Below are 24,845 nucleotides of genomic sequence, written 5' to 3'. Positions count from 1 at the left end.
TATCAGAAAGAGTAAATTTAATGGCAATCAGTATATTAAAAAGATTCGATCTAAAGTTTTGTCTGACTAATGAGGTAGATCTGATTAAACTTTTGATTCCTAATAATTCAAAAAATGTTGAAATAGAAATTTCATTTTCTCCCTTTCAAATCTAAAAAGTTGATATTTTGATATAGAATAAGCTCTAGCATGCTTAAAGAATATTCGATTAATTTTCTAAAATATCGAAAAGCTCTCTGTAATGTTTCACAATTTAGTTCCCTTAATTTTCTTTTCGAGCTATAAACATGCCATATTCTTTAGGAATGACTAACACACCATTATTAAACTCCCTTTTCAATCTTTTACGAATAATTCCCTCTTCTAGTGAACCTATTTCTGAAATTCCTTTCAAGGATTGAATATATTGAACTAGATCGTCTATACTTGTTACCTGTAGCTTGTCATCATAAATTAATTTTTCCACAGTGTCAAAATGCCTATTTAAATAAGTCTTTCCATTTTGTAAAGTAAAAGTTTTATTTTCTAAATCTTGAACAACCTCATCTTTAAATAAGCTTGCCAAATAATCTACAACTCCATTTTCACCAAATGTAGCACAATAAAAAATGCCCCCGTTTTTTAAAACTCTATTTACTTCAGAGAGAGCTTTAGGAATGTCATTTACATGATGTAGAAGCATATTGGCAATAACAATATCAAACGTTTCTTTCTCAAAAGAAACATTTTGGATATCCATTATTTCATAATTGACATTGTCTCTATTTCCAATCACTGCCCTAGTAGTTTCTACCATGTCACTAGAAAAATCCGTAATTACCAATTGCTTCATCTTGTCTATAGAATCAAGATTACTTTTCCACAGTTCTCCTGTGCCGCATCCCAATTCTAGAACGTTAATTTCATCAGTAATTTGGTAGTTAGAAAAAATCCAATTATTAAAGCCCAATTTATTTTTTGAATANTTCTTATGTAGTTTTACTCTAATGTCAAGATTATCTTGTTTTGCATATTGTTCAATTACTCTATTAATCATTTTAAATTACCTCCACTTTATAATTTGACATTATATCACAAAAATAAAGGTAGCGTAAAATAAGTTGTATAAATACAAAAAGGAATAAATTCGTTATAGTAGAGTTGTAACACATTACTAGAAAGAGATTTATTACTATGACTCAGTTTACCACATATTCTTCAACGTATAAAAGATGAGTATAGTTTAGAGGAAGAATTTTAGTATTTGTTGTTAATGCAAAATAAAAAGCTTTAGAAATCAATATTTCTAAGGCCTTTTAAACTTATTAACTCTATTCCCACTCAACGGTTGCAGGTGGTTTACTTGTAATGTCGTAGACGATACGGTTAACGTGGTCTACTTCGTTTACGATACGTACTGAGATTTTTTGAAGGACTTCCCAAGGAATTTTAGCAAAGTCAGCTGTCATACCATCGATAGAAGTGATAGCACGGATTGCGATCGTGTAGTCATACGTACGACCGTCACCCATAACACCGACTGAACGAACACCTGTATTAACTGTGAAGTATTGCCAGATATCGCGGTCAAGACCAGCTTTAGCGATTTCTTCACGAAGGATAGCATCAGACTCACGAACAGTTTCTAGTTTTTCTTCAGTGATTTCACCCATGACACGGATAGCAAGTCCTGGTCCTGGGAATGGTTGGCGCCATACGATGTGGTCTGGCATACCAAGCTCTGTACCAAGGGCACGAACTTCGTCCTTGTAGAGGGTGTTCAATGGTTCAATCAATTCAAACTGCATGTCTTCTGGAAGACCACCCACGTTGTGGTGTGATTTGATGGTTTGAGCAGTATCTGTACCAGACTCGATAACGTCTGTATAAAGAGTTCCTTGTGCGAGGAATTTCACATCTTTCAGTTTGCTTGCTTCATCATCAAAGACATACACAAACTCGTTCCCGATAATCTTACGTTTTTGTTCAGGGTCAGAAACACCTGCCAATTTATCCAAGAAACGTTTGGCAGCATCTGCTTTGACAATGTTCAAACCAAACTTACCACCAAGCATATCCATAACTTGGTCAGCTTCACCTTTACGGAGAAGACCGTGATCTACAAAGATACAGATCAATTGATCGCCGATGGCTTTTTGAAGAAGAACTCCAACAACAGAAGAGTCAACACCACCTGATAGGCCGAGAAGAACACGCTTGTCACCTACAGTTTCACGGATTTTCTTGATCTGCATATCGATAAAGTTGTCCATTGACCAATCACCCTTAGCTTTACAGATGTTAAGGGCAAAGTTGCGCAGGATATCATTCCCATATACAGAATGGCGAACTTCTGGGTGGAATTGGATACCATAGATGTGCTTATCAGGGTTTTCAATGGCTGCGTAAGGACAGTCAGCAGAAGTTCCAGTACGAACAAAATCAGCTGGAATCTCTGTAACAGCATCGCCATGGCTCATCAAAACAATCTGTTCTTCAGGAGTCCCTTCAAAGAGGGCAGAAGTGGTATGAGTAAGTGGTGATTGACCATACTCACGGTTACCAGCATCACCTGCAGGGACAACTTTTCCTCCAAGTTTATGAGTTAAAAGTTGCATACCGTAGCAGATTCCTAAAATTGGAATACCAAGTTCAAAAATTTCTGGGTCAATATCAAATGAACCATCTTCGTATACAGAGTTTGGTCCACCAGAGAGGATGATCCCTACAGGGTTAATCGCACGAACCTCTGCAGCTGAGATTTTGTGACTTTTTAGCTCTGAAAAAACACCGATTTCACGAATACGGCGTGAAATCAGCTGGTTGTATTGGCTACCATAGTCCAGCACGATGATTTTTTCGACATCTTGCAAATCAGTTGAAATGTTGCTCATCTTTTTCCTTTCTCAAAAGAAATATCTTTTTCAATATTCTATCACAAATAGGGGCGAATTACCAACTAAACAAGGCAAAGTTTGACTTTTTATTAGCAAATACGGTACAATGGAGAAAATAAAGAAAAGAAGTGAGAATCATGTTACCAGCTTATATGAAAATCCACGATCAGATCAAGAAGGATATAGATGAGCATCATTGGAAAATCGGAGAGAGACTTCCAAGTGAGCGAGATTTAGCGGAACAGTTTCAAGTTAGCCGGATGACATTACGCCAAGCTATCTCTCTCTTAGTTGAGGAAGGAGTTTTGGAGCGTCGTGTAGGAAGTGGGACTTTTGTCTCTAGCACTCGTGTCCAAGAAAAAATGCGGGGTACAACCAGTTTTACGGAGATTGTCAAATCTCAAGGTAAAGTCCCTTCTAGCCAGCTCATTTCTTACAGAAGAACCATTCCAAATGAGCAAGAGGTCGCTAAGCTAGGGATTACTCCAACAGAGAATATTATCCGCATGGAACGGGTGCGTTACGCTGACCAAGTTCCGCTAGTCTATGAAGTCGCATCCATTCCTGAGAAATTTATTAAAAGTTTTAAGAAAGAAGAAGTAACCAGCCATTTCTTTCAAACCTTACAAGAACATGGTTACCGAATTGGCAAATCCCAACAGACTATTTATGCGAGATTGGCTAAGGAAAAGATAGCTCACTATCTGGAAGTTGAAAAAGGGCATGCCATTTTAGCCTTGACTCAGGTCTCTTATCTTGAAGATGGGACGGCTTTTGAATATGTAAAAAGTCAATACGTGGGCGAACGCTTTGAATTTTATCTTGAAAATAACTAGTCTCAGAGGACTAGTTTTTTCTTTTCTCAAAAGATTAGAATTGTCAAAACAATCTTTCTAGGCTTGATTTTATCTATTATTTACTATAAAATGAGAAGGAAAAACGTCAAACTTTTATATTGCAAATAGGAGAAAAAATGACAAAAACATTAAAACGTCCTGAGGTTCTTTCACCTGCAGGGACTTTAGAAAAGCTGAAAGTAGCTGTCCAATATGGTGCGGACGCAGTCTTCATCGGTGGACAGGCCTATGGTCTTCGTAGCCGAGCAGGAAACTTCACCTTTGAACAGATGGAAGAAGGCGTCCAGTTTGCTGCTAAGTACGGTGCCAAGGTCTATGTGGCTGCTAACATGGTGATGCACGAAGGAAATGAAGCCGGTGCTGGAGAATGGTTCCGTAAGTTACGTGACATCGGGATTGCGGCAGTTATCGTGTCAGATCCGGCCTTAATCATGATTGCAGCAACAGAAGCACCAGGTCTTGAAATTCACCTTTCCACTCAAGCCAGTGCGACTAACTATGAAACTCTAGAATTTTGGAAAGAACTTGGCCTAACTCGTGTGGTTTTGGCCCGTGAAGTTTCAATGGCAGAATTGGCAGAGATTCGCAAACGTACAGACGTTGAAATCGAAGCCTTTGTCCATGGAGCCATGTGTATTTCCTACTCAGGTCGCTGTACGCTATCAAACCACATGAGTATGCGTGATGCCAACCGTGGTGGTTGTTCTCAGTCTTGTCGTTGGAAATACGACCTCTACGACATGCCGTTTGGTCAAGAACGTAAGAGTCTTAAAGGTGAAATTCCAGAAGAATTTTCAATGTCAGCCGTTGACATGTCTATGATTGACCATATTCCAGATATGATAGAAAACGGTGTAGACAGTCTCAAGATTGAAGGACGTATGAAATCTATTCACTACGTTTCAACGGTGACTAACTGTTACAAGGCGGCTGTGGATGCATACCTTGAAAGTCCTGAGAAGTTTGAAGCTATCAAGCAAGACTTGGTGGATGAGATGTGGAAGGTTGCCCAACGTGAATTGGCAACAGGTTTCTACTATGGTACGCCGTCTGAGAATGAGCAGTTATTTGGTGCGCGTCGTAAAATCCCTGAGTACAAGTTTGTCGCTGAAGTCGTTTCTTATGATGATGCGACCCAAACGGCAACCATCCGTCAACGGAATGTAATCAACGAAGGTGACCAAGTTGAGTTTTATGGCCCAGGTTTCCGTCATTTTGAAACCTATATCGAAGATCTTCATGATTCTAAAGGAAATAAAATCGACCGCGCTCCAAATCCAATGGAACTCTTGACAATCAAGGTTCCACAACCTGTGCAAGCAGGTGACATGGTCCGCGCTCTCAAGGAAGGTCTCATTAACCTCTATAAGGAAGACGGGACAAGTGTCACCGTTCGTGCCTAGATAAGGAAAAGTGAATGATTCAAGCGCAAGGTTTGTTAGTTGATGATGAGAGTAGGTGTGTTCACTATCATAGTGAAAAAGATATCGTTTCCCTCCAGTGCTATGAATGCAAGAAATACTACGCATGCTATCAGTGTCATAATGCAATGGAGATGCATATGTTTTCGTCCTATCCCTTGGCGCTTACCGAGGATCAACCGATTTTATGTGGGGCTTGTAAGAGGACAATGACTTTTCAAGAATACCAAACACAGGTAGCTTGTCCTTATTGTAGCGCTCCATTTAATCCAGGTTGTAAACAACACTATTCCTACTATTTTAAATAAACTGAAAAATCCAAGTTTNAAACTTGGATTTTTCAGTTTGTTTCAGAAAATATAGTAAAATCAAGAAAAACTCGCAATTTAAAATGGAAAAACTTTCTATAGAATGGGGTAAAAACAGCAAAAATAGAAATAAATCATATGAAACGCTTTCAACGTAAGTAAAAAGTTGACAAATCAAAATTTTAGGACTAAACTAAGTAAGTAAATTTTAAATAAAAGGAGAATTCATCATGAATTTAACATTTTTCGGTCTTTGTCTTGCCTGTATGGGTGTATCTCTTGCAGAAGGTATGTTGATGAATGGTTTGTTCAAATCAGCAGCTCGCCAACCAGACATCATCCCACAATTACGTAGCTTAATGATCATGGGGATTGCCTTTATTGAAGGAACGTTCTTGGTTACCCTCGTCTTTTCATTCGTCATCAAATAGACAAATTGAACGAGAAGAAAAGGGAGGATTCTAGATGGAAGAAAGTATCAATCCAACCATCAATATTGGTCCTGTTACCTTTGATTTAACCATGTTAGCCATGACCTTGTTGATTGTGGGAGTTGTTTTTGGCTTTATCTATTGGGCAAGTCGCAATATGACTTTGAAACCCAAAGGAAAGCAAAATGTACTTGAGTATTTCTATGACTTCGTTATTGGATTTACAGAACCTAACATTGGTAAAAGCTACATGAAAGACTACTCGCTCTTTTTCCTTTGTCTATTTCTATTTATGGTACTGGCAAATAACCTCGGTTTGATGGCGAAACTTCAAACTACAGATGGGACAAACCTTTGGACATCGCCAACTGCAAATCTCCAGTTTGACTTGGCCTTGTCATTTGGAATTATCCTGATGACCCATATTGAAGGGATTCGTCGCCGTGGGATTAAAAAATATCTAAAAGCCTATATCACACCTGGCTTTATGACTCCCATGAATATCTTAGAAGAGTTTACCAACTTTTTATCACTTGCCTTGCGGGTGTTCGGAAATATCTTTGCTGGAGAAGTGATGGCTAGTTTGCTAATCACTCTATCTCATCAAGCTCTATATTGGTATCCAGTTGCTTTTGGTGCTAACTTGGCTTGGACAGCCTTTTCTGTCTTTATTTCCTGCATCCAAGCCTATGTGTTTACCATGTTGTCTTCTATGTACTTAGGAAATAAGATAAATGATGGAGAAGAGTAGAAAGGAGTAACAGATGCACGTAACAGTAGGTGAATTAATTGGTAACTTTATTTTAATCGCTGGCTCTTTTATCCTTTTGATTGTCTTAGTTAAGAAATATGCGTGGTCAAACTTGACAAGTGTCTTCGAAGAAAGGGCAAATAAAATTGCTGCTGATATTGATGGAGCTGAACAAGCTCGTCAAAAAGCAGAAACTCTTGCTCAAAAACGTGAAGATGAATTGGCTGGAAGTCGCAACGAAGCCAAAACAATCATTGAAAATGCTAAAGAGACTGCCGAGAAGAGTAAAGCAGATATTCTGGCAGATGCTAAAGTAGAAGCAGGTCGCTTAAAAGAGAAGGCGAATCAAGAAATCGCTCAAAATAAAGCTGAAGCTTTGCAAAGTGTTAAGGGAGAGGTGGCAGATTTGACAGTTAGTCTAGCTGGTAAAATCATCTCAAAAAACCTTGACAGTCATGCTCATAAGGAACTCATTGATCAGTATATCGATCAGCTAGGAGAAGCCTAATGGACAAGAAAACAGCAAAGGTAATTGAAAAATACAGCATGCCTTTTGTCCAATTAGTGATCGAAAAAGGAGAAGAAGACCAAATCTTTGCAGACTTGTCTCAAATCAAGCAGGTTGCAGAAGAAACAGACTTGCCTTCTTTTTTAGCTCAGGTGGCAGTTGATGAGTCTGATAAGGAAAGAACAGTTGGTTTCTTTCAAGACTCTGTCTCACCTTTAATGCAAAACTTTATTCAAGTTCTGGTTTACAATCACCGAGCAAATCTTTTTTATGATATTATTGTCGATTGTTTGAATCGTCTTGAAAGAGAAACCAATCATTTTGTAGTTACGATTTCTTCAGCTCATCCTTTAACGGACGAGCAGAAGGAACGTTTAATTCCGTTGATAGAGAAAAAAATGTCTCTGAAAGTACGGAGTATTAAAGAACAAATTGATGAAGGACTCATTGGTGGTTTTGTCATTTTTGCTAATCACAAGACAATTGATGTGAGTATCAAACAACAACTTCGAGTTGTTAAAGAAAATTTGAAATAGAAAGTGGTGTTCTTTTGGCAATTAACGCACAAGAAATCAGCGCTTTAATTAAGCAACAAATTGAAAATTTCAAACCCAATTTTGATGTGTCTGAAACAGGTGTTGTAACCTATATCGGGGACGGAATTGCGCGTGCTCACGGTCTTGAAAATGCCATGAGTGGAGAGCTGTTGATTTTTGAAAACGGCTCTTATGGGATGGCGCAAAACTTGGAGTCTACAGACGTTGGGATTATCATCCTTGGAGACTTTACAGATATTCGTGAAGGTGATACCATTCGCCGTACAGGTAAAATCATGGAAGTCCCTGTGGGGGACAGCCTGATTGGACGTGTTGTCGACTCACTTGGTCGTCCAGTTGATGGTCTTGGAGAAATCCATACTGACAAAACTCGTCCAGTAGAAGCGCCAGCTCCTGGCGTTATGCAACGTAAGTCTGTATCAGAACCATTGCAAACTGGTTTGAAAGCTATTGACGCCCTTGTACCGATTGGTCGTGGTCAACGTGAGTTGATTATCGGTGACCGTCAGACAGGGAAAACAACTATTGCAATTGATACTATCTTGAACCAAAAAGGGCAAGATATGATCTGTATCTATGTTGCAATTGGACAAAAAGAATCAACCGTTCGTACACAAGTAGAAACACTTCGTCAGTACGGTGCCTTGGACTACACAATCGTTGTGACAGCCTCTGCTTCACAACCATCTCCATTGCTCTTCCTAGCTCCTTATGCTGGAGTTGCTATGGCAGAAGAGTTTATGTACCAAGGCAAGCATGTTTTGATCGTTTATGATGATCTTTCAAAACAAGCGGTAGCTTATCGTGAACTTTCTCTCTTGCTTCGTCGTCCACCAGGTCGTGAAGCCTTCCCAGGGGATGTTTTCTACCTCCACAGCCGTTTGCTTGAGCGCTCAGCTAAAGTCTCTGACGAACTTGGTGGTGGTTCAATCACAGCTCTACCATTTATCGAAACGCAAGCAGGAGATATCTCTGCCTATATCGCAACCAACGTAATTTCAATTACAGATGGACAAATTTTCCTTGGAGATAGTCTCTTTAATGCAGGGATTCGTCCAGCTATTGATGCGGGTTCATCTGTATCTCGTGTAGGTGGTTCCGCTCAAATCAAAGCCATGAAGAAAGTAGCTGGTACGCTTCGTATCGACCTTGCTTCTTACCGTGAACTAGAGGCCTTCACTAAGTTCGGTTCTGATTTGGATGTAGCAACACAGGCTAAGTTGAACCGCGGACGTCGTACGGTAGAAGTATTGAAACAACCAGTTCACAAGCCTTTGCCTGTTGAGAAACAAGTTACCATCCTGTATGCTTTGACACATGGATTCTTGGATACAGTTCCAGTGAATGACATTGTTCGTTTTGAGGAAGAGTTCCATGATTTCTTTGATGCACAACATCCAGAGATTTTGGAAACCATTCGTGAAACAAAAGACTTGCCAGAAGAATCAGTCTTGGATGCTGCGATTACAGAGTTTCTCAATCAATCCAGCTTCCAATAAGAATAGAGGTGTCAGATGGCAGTATCTCTAAATGATATTAAAACAAAAATCGCCTCAACCAAAAATACTAGTCAAATCACTAATGCTATGCAAATGGTGTCAGCGGCTAAGTTAGGCCGCTCTGAAGAAGCAGCTCGTAACTTTCAAATTTACGCTCAAAAGGTTCGTAAACTATTGACAGATATCCTTCATGGAAATGGAGCTGGTGGTTCAACCAATCCTATGTTGATTAGTCGTCCAGTCAAAAAGACAGGCTATATTGTCATCACTTCAGATCGTGGCTTGGTTGGGGGATATAATGCTTCCATCCTTAAAGCTGTTATGGAGTTGACAGAAGAATACCATCCAAATGGTGATGACTTTGAAGTTATCTGTATTGGTGGTATGGGGGCTGATTTCTTTAAGGCTCGTGGTATTCAGCCAATCTATGAACTGCGGGGCTTGGCAGATCAACCTAGTTTTGATGAAGTTCGTAAAATTATTTCAAAGACGATTGAAATGTACCAAAATGAACTCTTTGATGAACTTTATGTCTGCTATAATCACCACGTTAATACGCTTACCAGCCAAATGCGTGTAGAACAAATGCTTCCGATTGTTGACTTGGATCCAAACGAAGCAGATGAAGAGTATAGCTTGACCTTTGAGTTGGAAACAAGCCGAGAAGAAATTTTGGAGCAATTGTTGCCTCAGTATGCTGAAAGTATGATTTACGGGGCTATTATCGATGCCAAGACAGCTGAAAATGCCGCTGGTATGACAGCTATGCAAACAGCGACTGATAATGCTAAGAAGGTCATTAATGATTTGACAATCCAGTATAACCGTGCCAGACAGGCGGCGATTACACAAGAAATTACAGAAATTGTAGCGGGGGCTAGTGCCTTAGAATAAGGCTTTGCCTCCCTCGTATCAAAATGAACTTAGGACCTAGTTGAGCTAGGAACCGACAGTATCTTATATAGAATAGGAGAAGGAGATGAGTTCAGGTAAAATTGCTCAGGTTATCGGACCCGTTGTAGACGTCTTGTTTGCAGCTGGGGAACCACTTCCTGAGATTAACAATGCACTTGTCGTCTACAAAAATGACGAAAGAAAAACAAAAATCGTCCTTGAGGTAGCCTTGGAGTTGGGTGATGGTATGGTCCGTACTATCGCCATGGAATCAACAGATGGTTTGACTCGTGGAATGGAAGTTTTGGACACAGGTCGTCCAATCTCAGTTCCAGTAGGTAAAGAAACTTTGGGACGTGTCTTCAACGTTTTGGGAGATACCATTGACTTGGATGCTCCTTTCGCTGAAGACGCTGAGCGTCAGCCAATTCATAAAAAAGCTCCAACTTTTGATGAATTGTCTACCTCATCTGAAATCTTGGAAACAGGGATCAAGGTTATCGACCTTCTTGCCCCTTACCTAAAAGGTGGGAAAGTCGGACTCTTCGGTGGTGCCGGAGTTGGTAAAACCGTCTTAATACAAGAATTGATTCACAACATTGCCCAAGAACACGGTGGAATTTCCGTATTTACTGGTGTTGGGGAACGTACTCGTGAGGGGAACGACCTTTACTGGGAAATGAAAGAATCAGGCGTTATCGAGAAAACAGCCATGGTATTTGGTCAGATGAATGAGCCACCAGGAGCACGTATGCGTGTTGCCCTTACTGGTTTGACAATCGCCGAATACTTCCGTGATGTAGAAGGCCAAGATGTGCTTCTCTTTATCGATAATATCTTCCGTTTCACTCAAGCTGGTTCAGAAGTATCTGCCCTTTTGGGTCGTATGCCTTCAGCCGTTGGTTACCAACCAACACTTGCTACGGAAATGGGTCAATTGCAAGAACGTATCACATCAACTAAGAAGGGTTCTGTAACCTCTATCCAGGCTATCTATGTGCCAGCGGATGACTATACTGACCCTGCGCCAGCAACAGCCTTCGCTCACTTGGATTCAACGACCAACTTGGAGCGTAAGTTGGTACAGTTGGGTATCTATCCAGCCGTTGATCCGTTGGCTTCAAGCTCTCGTGCCTTGGCACCTGAGATTGTCGGAGAAGAGCACTATGCAGTTGCTGCTGAAGTCAAACGTGTCCTTCAACGTTACCATGAATTGCAAGATATCATTGCCATCCTTGGTATGGATGAGCTTTCTGATGAAGAAAAGACCTTGGTTGCGCGTGCTCGTCGTATCCAGTTCTTCTTGTCACAAAACTTCAACGTTGCGGAGCAATTTACTGGCCAACCTGGTTCTTATGTACCAGTAGCAGAAACAGTTCGTGGTTTCAAGGAAATCCTTGATGGTAAACATGACCACTTGCCAGAAGATGCCTTCCGTGGAGTTGGTTCAATTGAAGACGTCATTGCCAAGGCAGAGAAAATGGGATTTTAAGAGGTGATCTATGGCTCAGTTAACTGTCCAGATCGTGACACCAGATGGCCTCGTCTATGATCACCATGCCAGCTTTGTATCGGTACGAACTCTGGATGGTGAGATGGGGATCTTGCCACGACATGAAAATATGATTGCGGTTTTAGCGGTTGATGAAGTAAAGGTAAAACGAATCGATGATGATACTCATGTGAACTGGATTGCAGTGAACGGAGGGATTATCGAGATTGCCAATGACATCATTACCATCGTAGCAGACTCAGCAGAACGAGCTCGTGATATCGATATCAGTCGTGCAGAACGTGCGAAACTTCGCGCTGAACGTGAAATCGAAGAAGCTCAAGACAAGCACTTAATCGACCAAGAACGACGCGCTAAGATTGCTCTTCAACGTGCCATTAACCGTATCAATGTCGGAAATAAACTATAATCAAAAAATGAACTTGAAACTCAAGTTCATTTTTTTTTAATGTGGGAAGTTGATGCAAACTGCTTCAGGAACATGGAAGTCGTTAGAAAGCTCCGCAAGACGGCCACTTTCAGGATTACGCTTAAAGACGGTTGCGTTATCAGAATCTTGGTGAACAGCAATGAGAAACTCTTGATTAGGAGTTAGGTCGAAATCACGTGGATTTTGTCCATGTGTTGGTACTATCTCTAATAATTCCAGACTGCCATCAGCGAGGATTGTATAGACTGCAATGGAATCATGACCCCGATTGGATGCATAGAGGTATTTACCATCTTTTGAAAGACGAATGGCTGCAGTAGCATTGAATCCCTCATAGCCATCTGGTAAGGTTGAAATGATTTGCATGCGTTCAAATTCACCAACCCCATCATAAATCAAGACTTCAATGGTACTATTTAGTTCGCAGATGAGATAGGCAATCTTATAGTGGTGGTGGAAAACGATGTGGCGAGCACCTGCTCCAGGCTGGCTGTGATAAGTGAGGAGCTTACTTAGTTTTCCTTCTGGGCTAACATCGTAGGTCGTCACCTCGTCCGTACCTAGGTCACATGTGACGAGATACTGATCAGGTGTTAGATCCGTAAAGTGTACATGTGGAGAAGTTTGGTTTTCATGAGGACCGTGTCCGCTATGCTGATCCAGATCCGTTTGGATGAGACTCCCATCTGCTTGGCGCTGATAAACCAGAACTTGACCTTTGTGGTAGTTGGCCCCGTAAACGAGATTGCGCTTTTCATCCACTGCCACATAACAATGGGGAGCGCCTTCTTCAACCACATGATTTAATAAAGTACCATTGGTCTTGTAAGCAGCGATTCCCCCCAAGCCATCCTGACTCCCTACAGTGTATAAGTGTTGTTGTTGGTCAAAGGCAAGGTAGGTCGGACTTGGTTCAGCAGCAAAGAGTTCAAGATTTGCAAGCTGGCCTGTCTCTGTATCAAAATCTGCCTTGTAAATCCCTTTAGATAAGCGACGAGTATAAGTTCCAAAATAAACAGTTTCTTTCATGTCCATACCTCTTAATAATGATAAGTTCATTATACCACAAAATGACAGTCAGGAAGTGTTCGTTTAATCTATGTAAGCACTTTAATAAGAGTTATTTTAAATTAAAAATGGTATAATGAGAGAATGACAGAAAGGATGTATTTATGGAACATAAAGAGAAACATTTTAGCCTATCTTGGTTTTTTAAGTGGTTTTTAGATAATAAAGCCATCACTGTATTTTTAGTAACCTTGTTATTGGGGCTAAACATTTTTATTCTAAGTAAGATTAGTTTTATATTTTTACCTGTTTTGGATTTTTTAGGGGTTGTCATGTTGCCAGTTATTTTATCTGGTTTACTTTACTATCTCCTCAATCCGATTGTTGACTGGATGGAGAAACACAAGATCAATCGCGTTCTTGCTATCAGTATAGTTTTTGTCATTATTGGACTTTTTATCATTTGGGGTCTGGCAGTCGCTATTCCAAATCTGCAACGCCAAGTCTTAAATTTTGCAAAGAATGTACCGACATATCTTAAGGATGCTGATATGGTTATCAGTGACCTTGTAACCAAACGCTTGCCAGATGATTTTAGACCTCAGTTGGAGCAGGTTCTTGCAAATGTTTCTACAGAAGCAACGATATGGGCCAGCAAAATTTCTTCTCAAGCCGTCAACTGGGTCAGCGCCTTTATCAGTAGTGTTTCTCAGGTGATTGTAGCGGTCATTATCGTACCCTTTATGCTCTTCTATCTCTTGCGCGATGGAAAAGGTTTGCGAGATTATTTGACTAAGTTTATCCCAACAAAGTTAAAAGAACCTGCGGGTGAAGTCCTATCGGATGTCAATAAACAGCTGTCAAACTACGTTAGAGGACAGGTTACAGTTGCTATTATTGTAGCCATCATGTTTATCATCTTTTTCAAAATTATCGGTCTACGATACGCTGTCACTCTAGGTGTAACGGCAGGTATTCTAAATTTGGTACCTTACCTGGGTAGTTTCCTTGCCATGCTTCCAGCTTTAGTTCTTGGCTTGATTGCAGGACCAGTCATGCTTTTAAAAGTCGTCATTGTCTTTATTGTTGAACAAACGATTGAAGGTCGCTTCGTATCGCCTCTTATTTTAGGTAGTCAGCTAAACATCCATCCGATTAATGTCCTCTTTGTTCTCCTAACTTCAGGTTCTATGTTTGGTATTTGGGGAGTCTTGCTGGGAATCCCTGTCTATGCCTCTGCCAAGGTCGTTATCTCAGCTATCTTTAACTGGTATAAAAAAGTCAGCGGTCTGTATGAAGAAGAAGGGGAGGAAATCAAGAGTGAACAATAGTCAACGCATGCTCCAGGCTTTGGATGAACAGGATTTAAGCAAAGCGGATCAGTATTTTCACAAAGCCCTCGAAACAGATTCAAGTGAGCTTCTCTATGAACTAGCAAGCTATCTTGAGGGAATTGGCTTTTATCCTCAAGCTAAAGAAATTTACCAAAATATCGTTACAGAATTTCCAGAAGTGAATCTGAACTTAGCTAGCATTGCTAGCGAGGATGGCAATGTTGAGGAAGCTTTTGCTTACCTTGAGGCAATCACACCTGATAGTGATTGGTATGTATCGGCTTTGGCCTTGAAGGCAGACCTCTATCAGTTGGAAGGATTGACAGATGTAGCGCGTGAAAAGTTACTGGAAGCCTTAAGCTACTCAGATGATGCCTTATTAGTTTTTGGTCTGGCTGAGTTGGATAGCGAGTTAGGAAATTATCAGGAAGCCATTCAGGGCTATGCTCAATTAGACAATCGCTCCATCTATGAGCAAACGGGTGTCTCAACCTATCAGCGAATCGGCTACGCTTATGCCCAGTTAGGTAAGTTTGAAGCTGCAACTGAATTCTTAGAAAAAGCCTTAGAACTAGAATACGATGACCAAACTGCCTTTGAACTGGCTAGTCTTTACTTTGACCAAGAAGAGTATCAAAAATCTGTTCTTTACTTTAAGCAGATTGATACCATCTCGCCAGATTTTGAAGGATATGAGTATGGTTATAGCCAAGCCTTGCACAAGGAACATCAGGTGGAAGAGGCCCTTCGTATCGCTAAACAGGGTTTGGAGAAAAATCCATTTGAAACTCGGCTCTTACTAGCTGCTTCACAGTTCTCGTATGAATTACATGATGCTAGTGCTGCAGAGCAGTTTCTCCTTGTTGCCAAAGAAGATGCAGAAGATACGGAAGAGATTCTCCTTCGTCTCGCAACCATTTATATGGAACAAGAGCGGTTTGAGGATATTATCGCTCTCCAAAGTCAAGAACCTGAAAATCTCCTGACGAAGTGGATGATTGCACGCTCTTACCAGGAAATCGAGGATTTAGATAAGGCTTATGAGCTCTATCAAGAACTGTCGTCTGACCTCAAGGATAATCCAGAGTTTCTGGAGCAATATACTTATCTCTTGCGTGAATTGGGGTATTTTGAAGAAGCTAAGACTCAAGCAGAGGCATATTTAAAACTGATTCCAGATGATGTTCAGATGCAAGAACTGCTAGAAACACTTTAAAAATATCCTATAAAGCAAAACTGTATCTAGTCATTTTGATGGATACGGTTTTTTTAATTTTCAAAAAGAAATAGAATTTTTTTACAATAACTCTTGCTAAATTGTTTATTTATGCTATAATAGGAACAATTATTTTTAGGAGGTGCAGTATGTCTTATTTGTTTGAGATATTACCGAGTTTATTGAGCGGTGCAAGCATGACTTTACAGGTTTTTGTACTGGTCTTGATTTTTTCTATTCCCTTGGGCGTTTTGATTGCTTTTGCCTTGCAAGTCCATTGGAAGCTCCTCCATTATCTGATTAACCTTTATATCTGGATCATGCGGGGAACACCCTTGCTCTTGCAATTGATCTTTATCTATTATGTGCTCCCAAATATTGGGATTCGTTTGGATCGCCTTCCTGCGGCTATTATTGCCTTTGTTTTGAATTATGCAGCTTACTTTGCTGAAATCTTCCGTGGGGGGATTGATACCATTCCTAAGGGTCAATATGAGGCTGCTAAGGTCTTGAAGTTTAGCCCTTTTGCCACAGTGCGCTATATTATCTTACCACAGGTGATCAAAATTGTTCTTCCTAGTGTATTTAATGAAGTCATGAGTTTGGTCAAGGATACTTCTTTGGTCTATGCCTTAGGTATTTCAGATTTGATTTTGGCTAGTCGTACAGCAGCCAACCGTGATGCTAGTCTGATTCCTATGTTCTTGGCAGGAGCAATTTACTTGATTTTGATTGGTATTGTGACTATCCTTGCCAAAAAAGTTGAGAAGAAGTACAGTTATTACAGATAGGAGGATTGCTATGTTAGAATTACGAAACATCAACAAGGCCTTTGATGGCAAACAAATCTTAACCAATTTCAGCCTATCAATTCCTGAAAAGCAAATCCTGGCAATCGTAGGTCCATCAGGAGGCGGAAAAACAACCTTATTACGTATGTTAGCTGGACTGGAAACTATCGATTCTGGAGAAATCTACTATAACGGTGAATCTCTAGCTTTAGACGAACTAGAAAAGCGCAACCTACTAGGATTTGTCTTCCAAGATTTTCAACTTTTCCCTCATTTATCAGTTCTGGACAATTTGACCCTATCGCCTGTGAAAACTATGGGAATGAAGCAGGAAGAGGCTGAGAAGAAGGCGCGTGGACTCTTGGAACAGTTAGGACTAGCAGGGCACGCAGATGCTTATCCCTTCTCACTATCAGGTGGGCAAAAGCAGCGAGTAGCTTTGGCGCGTGCCATGATGATTGACCCAGAAATCATTGGTTACGATGAACCAACTTCTGCCTTGGATCCAGAACTACGCTTGGAAGTGGAAAAACTGATTTTGCAAAATAGGGAACTTGGGATGACGCAAATTGTGGTTACCCACGATTTACAATTCGCTGAAAATATTGCAGATGTATTATTAAAAGTAGAGCCTAAATAGGAGGAAAAATGATGAAAAAATTGATGCATGTATTAGTCAGTCTAATAACTGCTTTGTTCTTAGCAGCTTGTGGGAAAAATTCTAGTGAAACTAGTGGAGATAATTGGTCTAAGTACGAGTCTAACAAGTCTATTACCATTGGATTTGATAGTACTTTTGTTCCAATGGGATTTGCTCAGAAAGATGGTTCCTATGCAGGATTTGATATTGATTTAGCTACAGCTGTTTTTGAAAAATACGGAATTACGGTAAATTGGCAACCGATTGATTGGGATTTGAAAGAAGCTGAATTGACAAAAGGAACGATTGATCTGATTTGGAATGGCTATTCCGCTACAGACGAACGTCGTGAAAAGGTAGCATTCAGTAACTCATATATGAAGAATGACCAGGTATTGGTTACTAAGAAATCGTCAGGTATCACGACTGCAAAGGATATGACTGGAAAGATTTTGGGAGCTCAAGCTGGTTCATCTGGTTATGCGGACTTTGAAGGAAAGCCAGCGATTTTGAAGGATATTGTCGCTAATAATGAAGCGAATCAATACCAAACCTTTAATGAAGCCTTGATTGATTTGAAAAACGATCGAATTGACGGCCTATTGATTGATCGTGTCTATGCAAACTATTATTTAGAAGCAGAAGGCATTTTAAACGATTATAATGTTTTTACAGTTGGACTAGAAACAGAAGCTTTTGCAGTTGGAGCACGTAAGGAAGAAACAACCTTGGTTAATAAGATAAATGAAGGTTTTTCTAGTCTTTACAAGGATGGTAAGTTCCAAGAAATTAGTCAAAAGTGGTTTGGAGAAGATGTAGCAACCAAAGAAGTACAAGAAGGAAAGTGAAATAAAATAGTGGATGAGACCGCGTTTTGATTAGCAAAACGTGGTCTTTTTATCAATTGGGAAAGAGCATAATAGCCATTTAATATAGCGGATTAAATCTGGAATAGTATACTGTGACTTCTAAAACATTGCTAGAAATTGATTTGACTTTCCCAATCAATTTGTTCATATTTTATTTCATTTCACTATATTCTGGAAAGATTTTCTAAATTTTTTCCTCAAATTGAGTCTCTTTTTGCATCAAAAAAACCTCTGGCAAGGGCCAGAGGATAAGAGTTTATACTCAATGAAAATCAAAGAGCAAACAAGGAAGCTAGCCGCAGGCTGTACTTGAGTACGGCAAGGCAACGCTGACGTGGTTTGAATTTGATTTTCGAAGAGTATTATTTCATTGTTGGGAAGAGCAATACATCACGGATAGTGGTTGTATCTGTGAGGAGCATACAGAGACGGTCGATACCGATTCCCAAACCACCTGTTGGTGGCATACCATATTCAAGGGCTTCGATGTAGTCGTAGTCAATGCCAGTCGCTTCGTCGTCCCCAAGTTCTTTAGCTTTTGCTTGGGCTTCAAAACGGCTAAGTTGGTCGATTGGGTCGTTCAACTCGGTAAAGGCATTACCATATTCCTTGGTCATAATGAAGAGCTCGAAACGGTCAGTAAAGCGTTCGTCTTCAGGATTTTTCTTAGCGAGCGGTGAGACAGCTACTGGATGACCATAGACAAAGGTTGGTTGGATCAAGGTTTCTTCAACGTACTCTTCAAAGAAAGCGTTGATGATGTGACCAACTTCAGTGTAGTGTTTCTCAACTGGAACTTTCTTCTCAGCAGCGATAGCTTTAGCTTCCTCGAAGGTCATTTCTTGCCAGAAATCTACACCAGTAATTTCCTTGATAGCATCCACCATGTGAACACGTTTAAATGGTTCATTAATCTTAATTTCAGTTCCTTGGTAGTTAACTGGACCATCACCTTTGACTGATTTAGCAGCGTGTTGGATAATACCTTCCGTCAAGTCCATGATATCTTGGAAGTCAGCATAAGCTTGATAAACTTCGATAGAAGTGAACTCAGGGTTATGAGTGGCGTCCATTCCTTCGTTACGGAAGATACGGCCAATTTCATAGACACGTTCCATTCCCCCAACGATCAAGCGTTTCAAGTGAAGCTCAGTCGCGATACGAAGTACCATGTCAATGTTTTGGGCATTGTGGTGAGTGATAAATGGACGAGCAGCAGCACCACCAGCTTCATTATGAAGAACAGGTGTTTCCACTTCAAGGAAACCTTTTTGGTCTAAATAACGACGGATTTCAGAGATGATTTTTGAACGAGTGACAAAACGTTCAAAGCTTTCACGGTTAGAGATCAAGTCAAGGTAACGTTTACGGTAAATTGTTTCAACGTCAGTCAAACCGTGGAATTTTTCAGGAAGCGGACGAAGCGCTTTAGACAAGTGCGTGATGTGTGTGGCCTTGATAGAGAGCTCTCCCATATCTGTACGCATCACTTCACCTTCGACACCAAGGAAGTCACCGAGGTCAGCCTTTTTGAAGATTTCGTAGTTTTCTTCACCGACTTCATCTTTACGAACGTAGATTTGGATTTGACCTTCTCGGTCTTGAAGATGGGCAAAGCCAACTTTCCCTTTACCACGTTTAGTTACTAAACGTCCAGCGATAGTAGCAGTTTCATTTAATTCATGTAATTGTTCTTTATCAAGTTCTGCAAATTTGTCTTTAAGTTCTTGAGAGTTAGCAGTACGTTCAAAACGTTTTCCGAAGGGATCAATTCCTTGCTCACGGAGCGCAGCCATTTTTTCACGGCGAACGATTTGCTGGTCATTTAGTTCTTCCATATGTTCTGTAGACATGGGTTCCTCCTAATTTTACTCAAAATTTGATACGATGAGTCATTTTTTTGCGATACTTCCATTTTATCATAAATAGCAGAGAAATTCACGGATATTCTTTGAAAACTAAAAAGAACTTGACTATTAAGATCAAGTTCCATTATTTTCGTTGATAGGAAGTGTCATTCCATCTTTCCAGAGTGAAGGTTTCAAAATCATTAGTCTCTAAAATTGTCAAACTAGCATTGGCCAAGCCTCCATCTTTGCGGAGGTGAGCTTCTTTATAGCCTAAGAGAGTGCGTAGGCTAGCAGTGAGATTTGCCCCATGTCCGACAATCAGAACTCTTTCAGCCGGACTTCCTTTCAGAGATTTGATAAACTGAATGGTTCGCTGAGTCGTAGAGTAGAGGGATTCCGCTTCAAACATCTTCGTATCAAACTGAGCGAGATTAGAGCGAAAGGCCTTGATTTGTTGTGGATAGATGGCATTGAGCGTTGCGATTTTTAAACCTTCAAGTTTTCCAAGTTGCCATTCGCGTAGGTCTGGAATACTTTCTAAAGGACAGGGTGTCTGGAGTTGGCTTTGGATAATCTCAGCAGATTTGACTGCTCGAGGTAAATCACTTGAATAAATCTTATCAAAAGGTATTTCCTTGAGATACTGACCAAGTTGCTTTAGGATGTCAATAGACTCTGGCAGAAGGGGAGAGTCACCACTAGCTCCTTGAAAACGACCTTCAAGATTCCAGAGGGTGCGACCATGACGAACAAAATAGAGTTTCATCAGTTGTTTTCCTCCAAGATATCAGCAAAATCCGCTTTTACAAAACTGGCTAAGTCTTGAGGTCGGATGATGATACTGTGCCCAACTTCTCCAGCAGAGACAATCATTTGGTCTAAATCCAAAGCAGTCTGATCAATAAAAATTGGATAATTGTGTTTTTGGCGAATGCCGACGGGGTTATTTGCACCATGAATATAGCCTGTCGTTTTTTCTAAGTCTTTCTGCGGAATCATGCTCACTTTTTTATTGCCAGAAACCTTTGCTAGTTTTTTCTCGGCGAGGTGTTCTGTTATGGGAACAATTCCAATAATCGGTCCTGTCTTGTCTCCCAAAAGAGCCAAGGTTTTAAAGATTTGGTTTCTGCCGTATTCAGGAGGAAGTTCTCCTTCAAGTGCATTGATTTGAATACCGATATGGTCGATACCCGCCTTGGTCAAGATCTGCTCGACCAAGGTTTTTTTAATCTTAACTTTCTTTGCCATTATTTATACTTATCCTCCAGCTGGCTCATCCAGATACCAAGCCAAATGCCAAGCGCAAAGAAGAAGGCGATAAGAACATAGCTCACAATAGAAAGTCCAGTGTATTGGATACTTTCAGCATTTCCGGCATTTGGGATCAAAATTAAGAGGGTGCTTGAAAGCACAATCCCAATGATAAAGTGATAAACACGGGAGTGGTAGTTGTTCAAGGCGTGATCCATTAATTTTGAAAAGATAATGAGGGTTGCTCCTGCACCAATCCCGATAGGAAGGAAGGTACCAAACAAATCAAAGGTCTTAAAACCAGTGAGCATTGGAGCGTACAGTCCCAAAATCAAAAGTAGATTTGACGGACTTAAACCAGGCACCAAGACACCAAGAGCTAAAAGAACACCTGCCAAGATGAAGTTTGCAAAACTAGCACTGAGTGAACCTACGACAAAATTGAGCGCGTAAAGGCCCAATCCTGAAAGGATAAAGGTAGTCCAGAACCAGACTAGGTCAATCTTATCACGATTAGATTCTCGAGTAGATTCTTTAAGGAGGCTAGGAACTGTACCGATGATAGCTCCCGCAAAGCTCCACAAAACATAGATTTGATAGTTTTCTAGCAAATACTCGATTGGATAGGAAAACAAACCAATGCCTAGCAACATCCCGATAGCTACTGGAATAAAGTATAGGACATTCTCTTTAAAATCTTTAAAGGGGTGAGCCAGAAAGCCAATCATTCGCTCGTAAATACCCAAAATAGCTGCTAAAACACCGCCAGAAATTCCCGGTAGGATAAATCCTAATGCGATGACGATTCCTTTAATAACTCGTGCAATCCATGAAAACATAATAAAATCCTCAATTTCATAAAATTCTTTCTCTATGCTATCAATTATAACACAGACGGGGAGAAAATGAAAAAACAAGTGAAAAAGTTTGTTATTTTCACTTGTCTTATGGCCTTAAAAATAGTTTTCTGAAGGTTTCTTCCTTCTCTTTAGCAGTAGAAATCAAATTGATGTCCAAATGATGTTCAAATCCTGCAATTCTTCCCTTAGAAGTGTACTGGTGGAGATCATAGTCCAGATCGGTATTTGGTTTAGTTTCAAAATAACCTGAGTCTGTTCCATAGGAAGGAATCCAAACAGCAGAGAATTTATCTGTACTGATACTGTGCTCTTGCATGAAATAAACTCCAACGTAGATTCCGATATTTTTAGCACCGAGAGCTGCCAGTTTGGCGCGAAAGGCCTCAACACCTTCATTCATATCGGACATTGTTTTTTCTTCAACATCTAACCAGTAGTAGCTAGGATTGTAAGGAGAAGCAGCGTTGTAGAAGACTTCAGCAGCCTTCTCCATTTCTTCCTTATTTTTTCCAGCTACATAGGCATAAACTCCCACAGGGATATTCCGTTTTTGGAATTCTGATATGTGATTTTTATAAGCTTTATCGACACCATTGATAAAGGCAGCATCATTTGCTTCAGTATGCTGAGCCCCATTGTGCACGCGAACGATAACACCAGAAATATTTTGAGCCAAGATGTCGTAGTTGATTTCCTCAGGTCTTTGCCAACCAGAGACGTCGATAATGGGCTTGTCAAGATTATGCAAGGCTTGAGTTTCAACTTGAAGAGCATTTGGCTTAGTTTTGATAGGATGGTCCTCAAAACTTGGTCTATTGAGGAGTAAAATCGCTAAGAAAATTCCAAATAAACTCAAAATAATAGCTGGATGAATTATTTTTCTCATACTTATTTAGTTTATCGTAAAATCTAAAAAAAATCAAAGGAAACAGTTTAGAAATGTAGACAAGTAGGGGAGATTTTCAGGAAAGCACCTGTTTGTTTGTTCTTTAAAAGTAAAATTATGGTATAATATAAGGGAATTTTTACAGAAAAGAGAATAGTATGTCAAATTATGCCATTATTTTAGCAGCGGGTAAAGGTACTCGCATGAAATCAGATCTTCCCAAAGTACTTCATAAAGTAGCAGGAATTTCGATGTTGGAACATGTTTTTCGCAGTGTTGGAGCTATTCAACCTGAAAAGACAGTTACCGTAGTGGGACACAAGGCTGAGTTAGTTGAGCAAGTCTTGGCTGGGCAGACAGACTTTGTTACCCAATCAGAACAACTAGGAACAGGGCATGCTGTCATGATGGCAGAGCCCATTCTCCAAAATCGCACTGGACATACCTTAGTCATCGCTGGGGATACTCCTCTGATTACAGGTGAAAGCTTGAAAAATCTCTTGGATTTCCATATCAATCACAAAAATGTTGCGACGATTTTAACAGCTGAAGCAGCTGATCCTTTTGGATATGGTCGTATCGTCCGCAACGATAACGCTGAAGTTCTTCGGATTGTGGAGCAGAAAGATGCCACAGACTTTGAAAAGCAGATCAAGGAAATCAATACGGGAACTTATGTATTTGACAATGAACGTCTTTTTGAGGCTCTTAAAAACATCAACACCAACAATGCCCAAGGTGAGTACTATATTACTGACGTGATTGGTATTTTCCGTAATGCGGGTGAGAAGGTTGGCGCTTATACTCTCAAGGATTTTGATGAAAGTCTTGGGGTAAATGACCGTGTAGCTCTTGCGACTGCGGAAGCAGTGATGCGCCGCCGTATCAATCAAAAACATATGGTCAATGGTGTCAGCTTTGTTAATCCAGATGCAACTTACATCGACATTGATGTCGAGATTGCTCCTGAAGTTCAAATCGAAGCCAACGTTACCTTGAAAGGTCAAACGAAGATTGGGGCGGAGACTATTTTAACAAATGGGACTTATATCGTGGACAGCACAATTGGGACTGGAGCCGTGATTACGAATTCTATGATTGAGGAAAGTAGCGTTGCGGACGGTGTGACAGTCGGTCCCTATGCCCACATTCGTCCAGGTTCAAGCCTAGCTGCTCAAGTTCACATTGGAAACTTTGTTGAAGTAAAAGGATCTTCAATCGGTGAAAATACCAAGGCGGGTCATTTGACCTATATCGGAAACTGTGAAGTGGGTAGCAACGTTAATTTCGGTGCAGGAACTATTACAGTTAACTACGATGGCAAAAATAAATACAAAACTGTCATTGGCAATAATGTCTTTGTTGGCTCAAACTCAACTATTATTGCTCCTGTAGAACTTGGGGATAATTCTCTGGTTGGAGCGGGTTCAACCATTACCAAGAATGTTCCTGCTGATGCCATTGCTATCGGTCGTGGACGACAAGTTAACAAAGACGAGTACGCAACACGCTTACCTCATCATCCCAAGAACCAGTAGGAGTTTGTCATGGAATTTGAAGAAAAAACGATTCACCGAAAGGAAATCTATCAAGGTCCTATTTTCAAACTAGTACAAGACCAGGTAGAACTACCAGAAGGAAAGGGTACTGCCCAACGTGACCTGATTTTTCACAATGGAGCCGTTTGTGTTCTAGCCGTGACAGCTGAGGACAAAATCGTTCTTGTTAAGCAATACCGAAAGGCTATCGAGGCCGTCTCTTATGAGATTCCCGCAGGAAAACTGGAAATTGGTGAAAATGCGGATCCAATGGCAGCGGCTCTTAGAGAATTGGAAGAAGAGGTTGCCTACACAGCTAAGTTAGAACTGTTGTACGATTTCTATTCTGCGATTGGATTTTGTAATGAAAAACTAAAACTCTACCTCGCTAGTGATTTGGTCAAGGTGGAAAATCCTCGCCCACAAGATGATGATGAAACTTTGGAAGTTTTAGAAGTAAGCCTAGAGGAAGCCAAGAACCTGATCCAGTCAGGTCATATCTGTGATGCCAAGACCATTATGGCGATCCAGTACTGGGAACTACAAAAGAAATAGAG

The 24,845-nt window shown here is 40.4% G+C and carries 26 protein-coding genes; 18 read left to right on the top strand and 8 right to left on the bottom strand.

Annotated features, from left to right (window positions below; translation table 11 throughout):
• Nucleotides 1–262: 262 nt before the first annotated feature.
• A complete protein-coding gene (locus D8802_RS05150) occupies nt 263–1,036 on the bottom strand; it encodes a class I SAM-dependent methyltransferase (protein WP_125395039.1) in 774 nt (257 codons plus the stop codon).
• A 274-nt stretch (nt 1,037–1,310) separates the two neighbouring features.
• A complete protein-coding gene (gene guaA, locus D8802_RS05145; RefSeq protein ID WP_061598474.1) occupies nt 1,311–2,873 on the bottom strand; it encodes a glutamine-hydrolyzing GMP synthase in 1,563 nt (520 codons plus the stop codon).
• A 140-nt stretch (nt 2,874–3,013) separates the two neighbouring features.
• Here guaA and D8802_RS05140 point away from each other — a divergent pair, with 140 nt between their 5' ends.
• The 11 genes from D8802_RS05140 to D8802_RS05090 all read left to right on the top strand — a co-directional run bounded on the left by D8802_RS05140 (nt 3,014) and on the right by D8802_RS05090 (nt 12,024).
• A complete protein-coding gene (locus tag D8802_RS05140; protein WP_125395038.1) occupies nt 3,014–3,712 on the top strand; it encodes a GntR family transcriptional regulator in 699 nt (232 codons plus the stop codon).
• A 137-nt stretch (nt 3,713–3,849) separates the two neighbouring features.
• Nucleotides 3,850–5,136, top strand: a complete 1,287-nt coding sequence (locus D8802_RS05135) for a peptidase U32 family protein (RefSeq protein WP_125395037.1) — start codon at nt 3,850–3,852, stop codon at nt 5,134–5,136.
• 14 nt (nt 5,137–5,150) lie between these two features.
• Nucleotides 5,151–5,462, top strand: coding sequence for a CHY zinc finger protein (locus D8802_RS05130; protein ID WP_125395036.1), 312 nt, complete (start codon nt 5,151–5,153; stop codon nt 5,460–5,462).
• Nucleotides 5,463–5,692: 230 nt separating this feature from the next.
• The gene (locus D8802_RS05125) at nt 5,693–5,893 is read left to right on the top strand and encodes a F0F1 ATP synthase subunit C (RefSeq protein WP_001054556.1); all 201 of its coding nucleotides are present in this window, start codon (nt 5,693–5,695) and stop codon (nt 5,891–5,893) included.
• Nucleotides 5,894–5,927: 34 nt separating this feature from the next.
• Nucleotides 5,928–6,644, top strand: a complete 717-nt coding sequence (gene atpB, locus D8802_RS05120; protein ID WP_000392869.1) for a F0F1 ATP synthase subunit A — start codon at nt 5,928–5,930, stop codon at nt 6,642–6,644.
• A 13-nt stretch (nt 6,645–6,657) separates the two neighbouring features.
• Nucleotides 6,658–7,152 carry a F0F1 ATP synthase subunit B gene (gene atpF / locus D8802_RS05115; RefSeq protein ID WP_000558544.1) on the top strand — a complete coding sequence of 165 codons (495 nt, stop codon included), beginning with the start codon at nt 6,658–6,660 and terminating at the stop codon, nt 7,150–7,152.
• Nucleotides 7,152–7,688 carry a F0F1 ATP synthase subunit delta gene (locus tag D8802_RS05110; RefSeq protein WP_125395035.1) on the top strand — a complete coding sequence of 179 codons (537 nt, stop codon included), beginning with the start codon at nt 7,152–7,154 and terminating at the stop codon, nt 7,686–7,688. The genes atpF and D8802_RS05110 overlap by 1 nt, the downstream gene beginning before the upstream one ends.
• Before the next feature lie 14 nt (nt 7,689–7,702).
• Nucleotides 7,703–9,208, top strand: coding sequence for a F0F1 ATP synthase subunit alpha (atpA, locus tag D8802_RS05105; RefSeq protein ID WP_125395034.1), 1,506 nt, complete (start codon nt 7,703–7,705; stop codon nt 9,206–9,208).
• A gap of 15 nt (nt 9,209–9,223) precedes the next feature.
• Nucleotides 9,224–10,102, top strand: a complete 879-nt coding sequence (locus D8802_RS05100; RefSeq protein WP_125395033.1) for a F0F1 ATP synthase subunit gamma — start codon at nt 9,224–9,226, stop codon at nt 10,100–10,102.
• A gap of 85 nt (nt 10,103–10,187) precedes the next feature.
• Nucleotides 10,188–11,594: a F0F1 ATP synthase subunit beta gene (atpD, locus tag D8802_RS05095; RefSeq protein ID WP_125395032.1), complete on the top strand. Its 1,407-nt coding sequence runs from the start codon at nt 10,188–10,190 to the stop codon at nt 11,592–11,594.
• A gap of 10 nt (nt 11,595–11,604) precedes the next feature.
• Nucleotides 11,605–12,024, top strand: a complete 420-nt coding sequence (locus D8802_RS05090; RefSeq protein WP_000068036.1) for a F0F1 ATP synthase subunit epsilon — start codon at nt 11,605–11,607, stop codon at nt 12,022–12,024.
• 36 nt (nt 12,025–12,060) lie between these two features.
• On the opposite strand, the gene D8802_RS05085 is transcribed toward D8802_RS05090, so the two are convergent.
• Complete coding sequence (locus D8802_RS05085; protein WP_125395031.1) at nt 12,061–13,074, bottom strand: lactonase family protein; 1,014 nt, start codon at nt 13,072–13,074, stop codon at nt 12,061–12,063.
• Between the two features lie 143 nt (nt 13,075–13,217).
• Between D8802_RS05085 and D8802_RS05080 the strand changes: the two genes are divergently transcribed.
• The 5 genes from D8802_RS05080 to D8802_RS05060 all read left to right on the top strand — a co-directional run bounded on the left by D8802_RS05080 (nt 13,218) and on the right by D8802_RS05060 (nt 17,882).
• Nucleotides 13,218–14,384 (top strand): AI-2E family transporter, encoded by a 1,167-nt coding sequence (locus tag D8802_RS05080; protein ID WP_125395030.1) that lies wholly within the window; start codon nt 13,218–13,220, stop codon nt 14,382–14,384.
• Nucleotides 14,374–15,603: a tetratricopeptide repeat protein gene (locus tag D8802_RS05075; RefSeq protein WP_185758200.1), complete on the top strand. Its 1,230-nt coding sequence runs from the start codon at nt 14,374–14,376 to the stop codon at nt 15,601–15,603. Before D8802_RS05080 ends, D8802_RS05075 begins: the two co-directional genes overlap by 11 nt.
• Before the next feature lie 149 nt (nt 15,604–15,752).
• Nucleotides 15,753–16,394, top strand: coding sequence for an amino acid ABC transporter permease (locus D8802_RS05070; protein WP_125395029.1), 642 nt, complete (start codon nt 15,753–15,755; stop codon nt 16,392–16,394).
• A gap of 10 nt (nt 16,395–16,404) precedes the next feature.
• Nucleotides 16,405–17,034 carry an amino acid ABC transporter ATP-binding protein gene (locus tag D8802_RS05065; protein WP_125395028.1) on the top strand — a complete coding sequence of 210 codons (630 nt, stop codon included), beginning with the start codon at nt 16,405–16,407 and terminating at the stop codon, nt 17,032–17,034.
• A gap of 11 nt (nt 17,035–17,045) precedes the next feature.
• A complete protein-coding gene (locus D8802_RS05060) occupies nt 17,046–17,882 on the top strand; it encodes an amino acid ABC transporter substrate-binding protein (protein WP_125395027.1) in 837 nt (278 codons plus the stop codon).
• A gap of 383 nt (nt 17,883–18,265) precedes the next feature.
• Here the strand turns inward: D8802_RS05060 and lysS are convergent, their stop codons facing one another.
• From lysS to D8802_RS05030, 5 genes are all read right to left on the bottom strand, one after another.
• Entirely contained in the window at nt 18,266–19,756 is a 1,491-nt protein-coding gene (lysS, locus tag D8802_RS05050) for a lysine--tRNA ligase (RefSeq protein WP_125395026.1), read from the bottom strand.
• A 139-nt stretch (nt 19,757–19,895) separates the two neighbouring features.
• Complete coding sequence (locus D8802_RS05045; RefSeq protein WP_125395025.1) at nt 19,896–20,519, bottom strand: histidine phosphatase family protein; 624 nt, start codon at nt 20,517–20,519, stop codon at nt 19,896–19,898.
• Nucleotides 20,519–21,001 (bottom strand): aminoacyl-tRNA deacylase, encoded by a 483-nt coding sequence (locus tag D8802_RS05040; RefSeq protein WP_125395024.1) that lies wholly within the window; start codon nt 20,999–21,001, stop codon nt 20,519–20,521. The genes D8802_RS05045 and D8802_RS05040 overlap by 1 nt, the downstream gene beginning before the upstream one ends.
• Nucleotides 21,001–21,843: a DUF368 domain-containing protein gene (locus D8802_RS05035; protein ID WP_125395023.1), complete on the bottom strand. Its 843-nt coding sequence runs from the start codon at nt 21,841–21,843 to the stop codon at nt 21,001–21,003. Before D8802_RS05035 ends, D8802_RS05040 begins: the two co-directional genes overlap by 1 nt.
• Nucleotides 21,844–21,949: 106 nt before the next feature.
• A complete protein-coding gene (locus tag D8802_RS05030) occupies nt 21,950–22,750 on the bottom strand; it encodes a glycoside hydrolase family 25 protein (protein ID WP_125395022.1) in 801 nt (266 codons plus the stop codon).
• A gap of 158 nt (nt 22,751–22,908) precedes the next feature.
• Between D8802_RS05030 and glmU the strand changes: the two genes are divergently transcribed.
• Both glmU and D8802_RS05020 read left to right on the top strand, forming a co-directional pair.
• The gene (glmU, locus tag D8802_RS05025; RefSeq protein WP_125395021.1) at nt 22,909–24,288 is read left to right on the top strand and encodes a bifunctional UDP-N-acetylglucosamine diphosphorylase/glucosamine-1-phosphate N-acetyltransferase GlmU; all 1,380 of its coding nucleotides are present in this window, start codon (nt 22,909–22,911) and stop codon (nt 24,286–24,288) included.
• Between the two features lie 9 nt (nt 24,289–24,297).
• Nucleotides 24,298–24,843, top strand: coding sequence for an NUDIX hydrolase (locus tag D8802_RS05020; RefSeq protein ID WP_125395020.1), 546 nt, complete (start codon nt 24,298–24,300; stop codon nt 24,841–24,843).
• The last annotated feature ends 2 nt before the right edge of the window (nt 24,844–24,845 follow it).

This window comes from Streptococcus oralis, from assembly GCF_003943395.1.
GTDB classification, from domain to species: Bacteria; Bacillota; Bacilli; order Lactobacillales; family Streptococcaceae; genus Streptococcus; species Streptococcus oralis_BF.
This window is presented reverse-complemented; position numbering and strand designations above follow the sequence as displayed.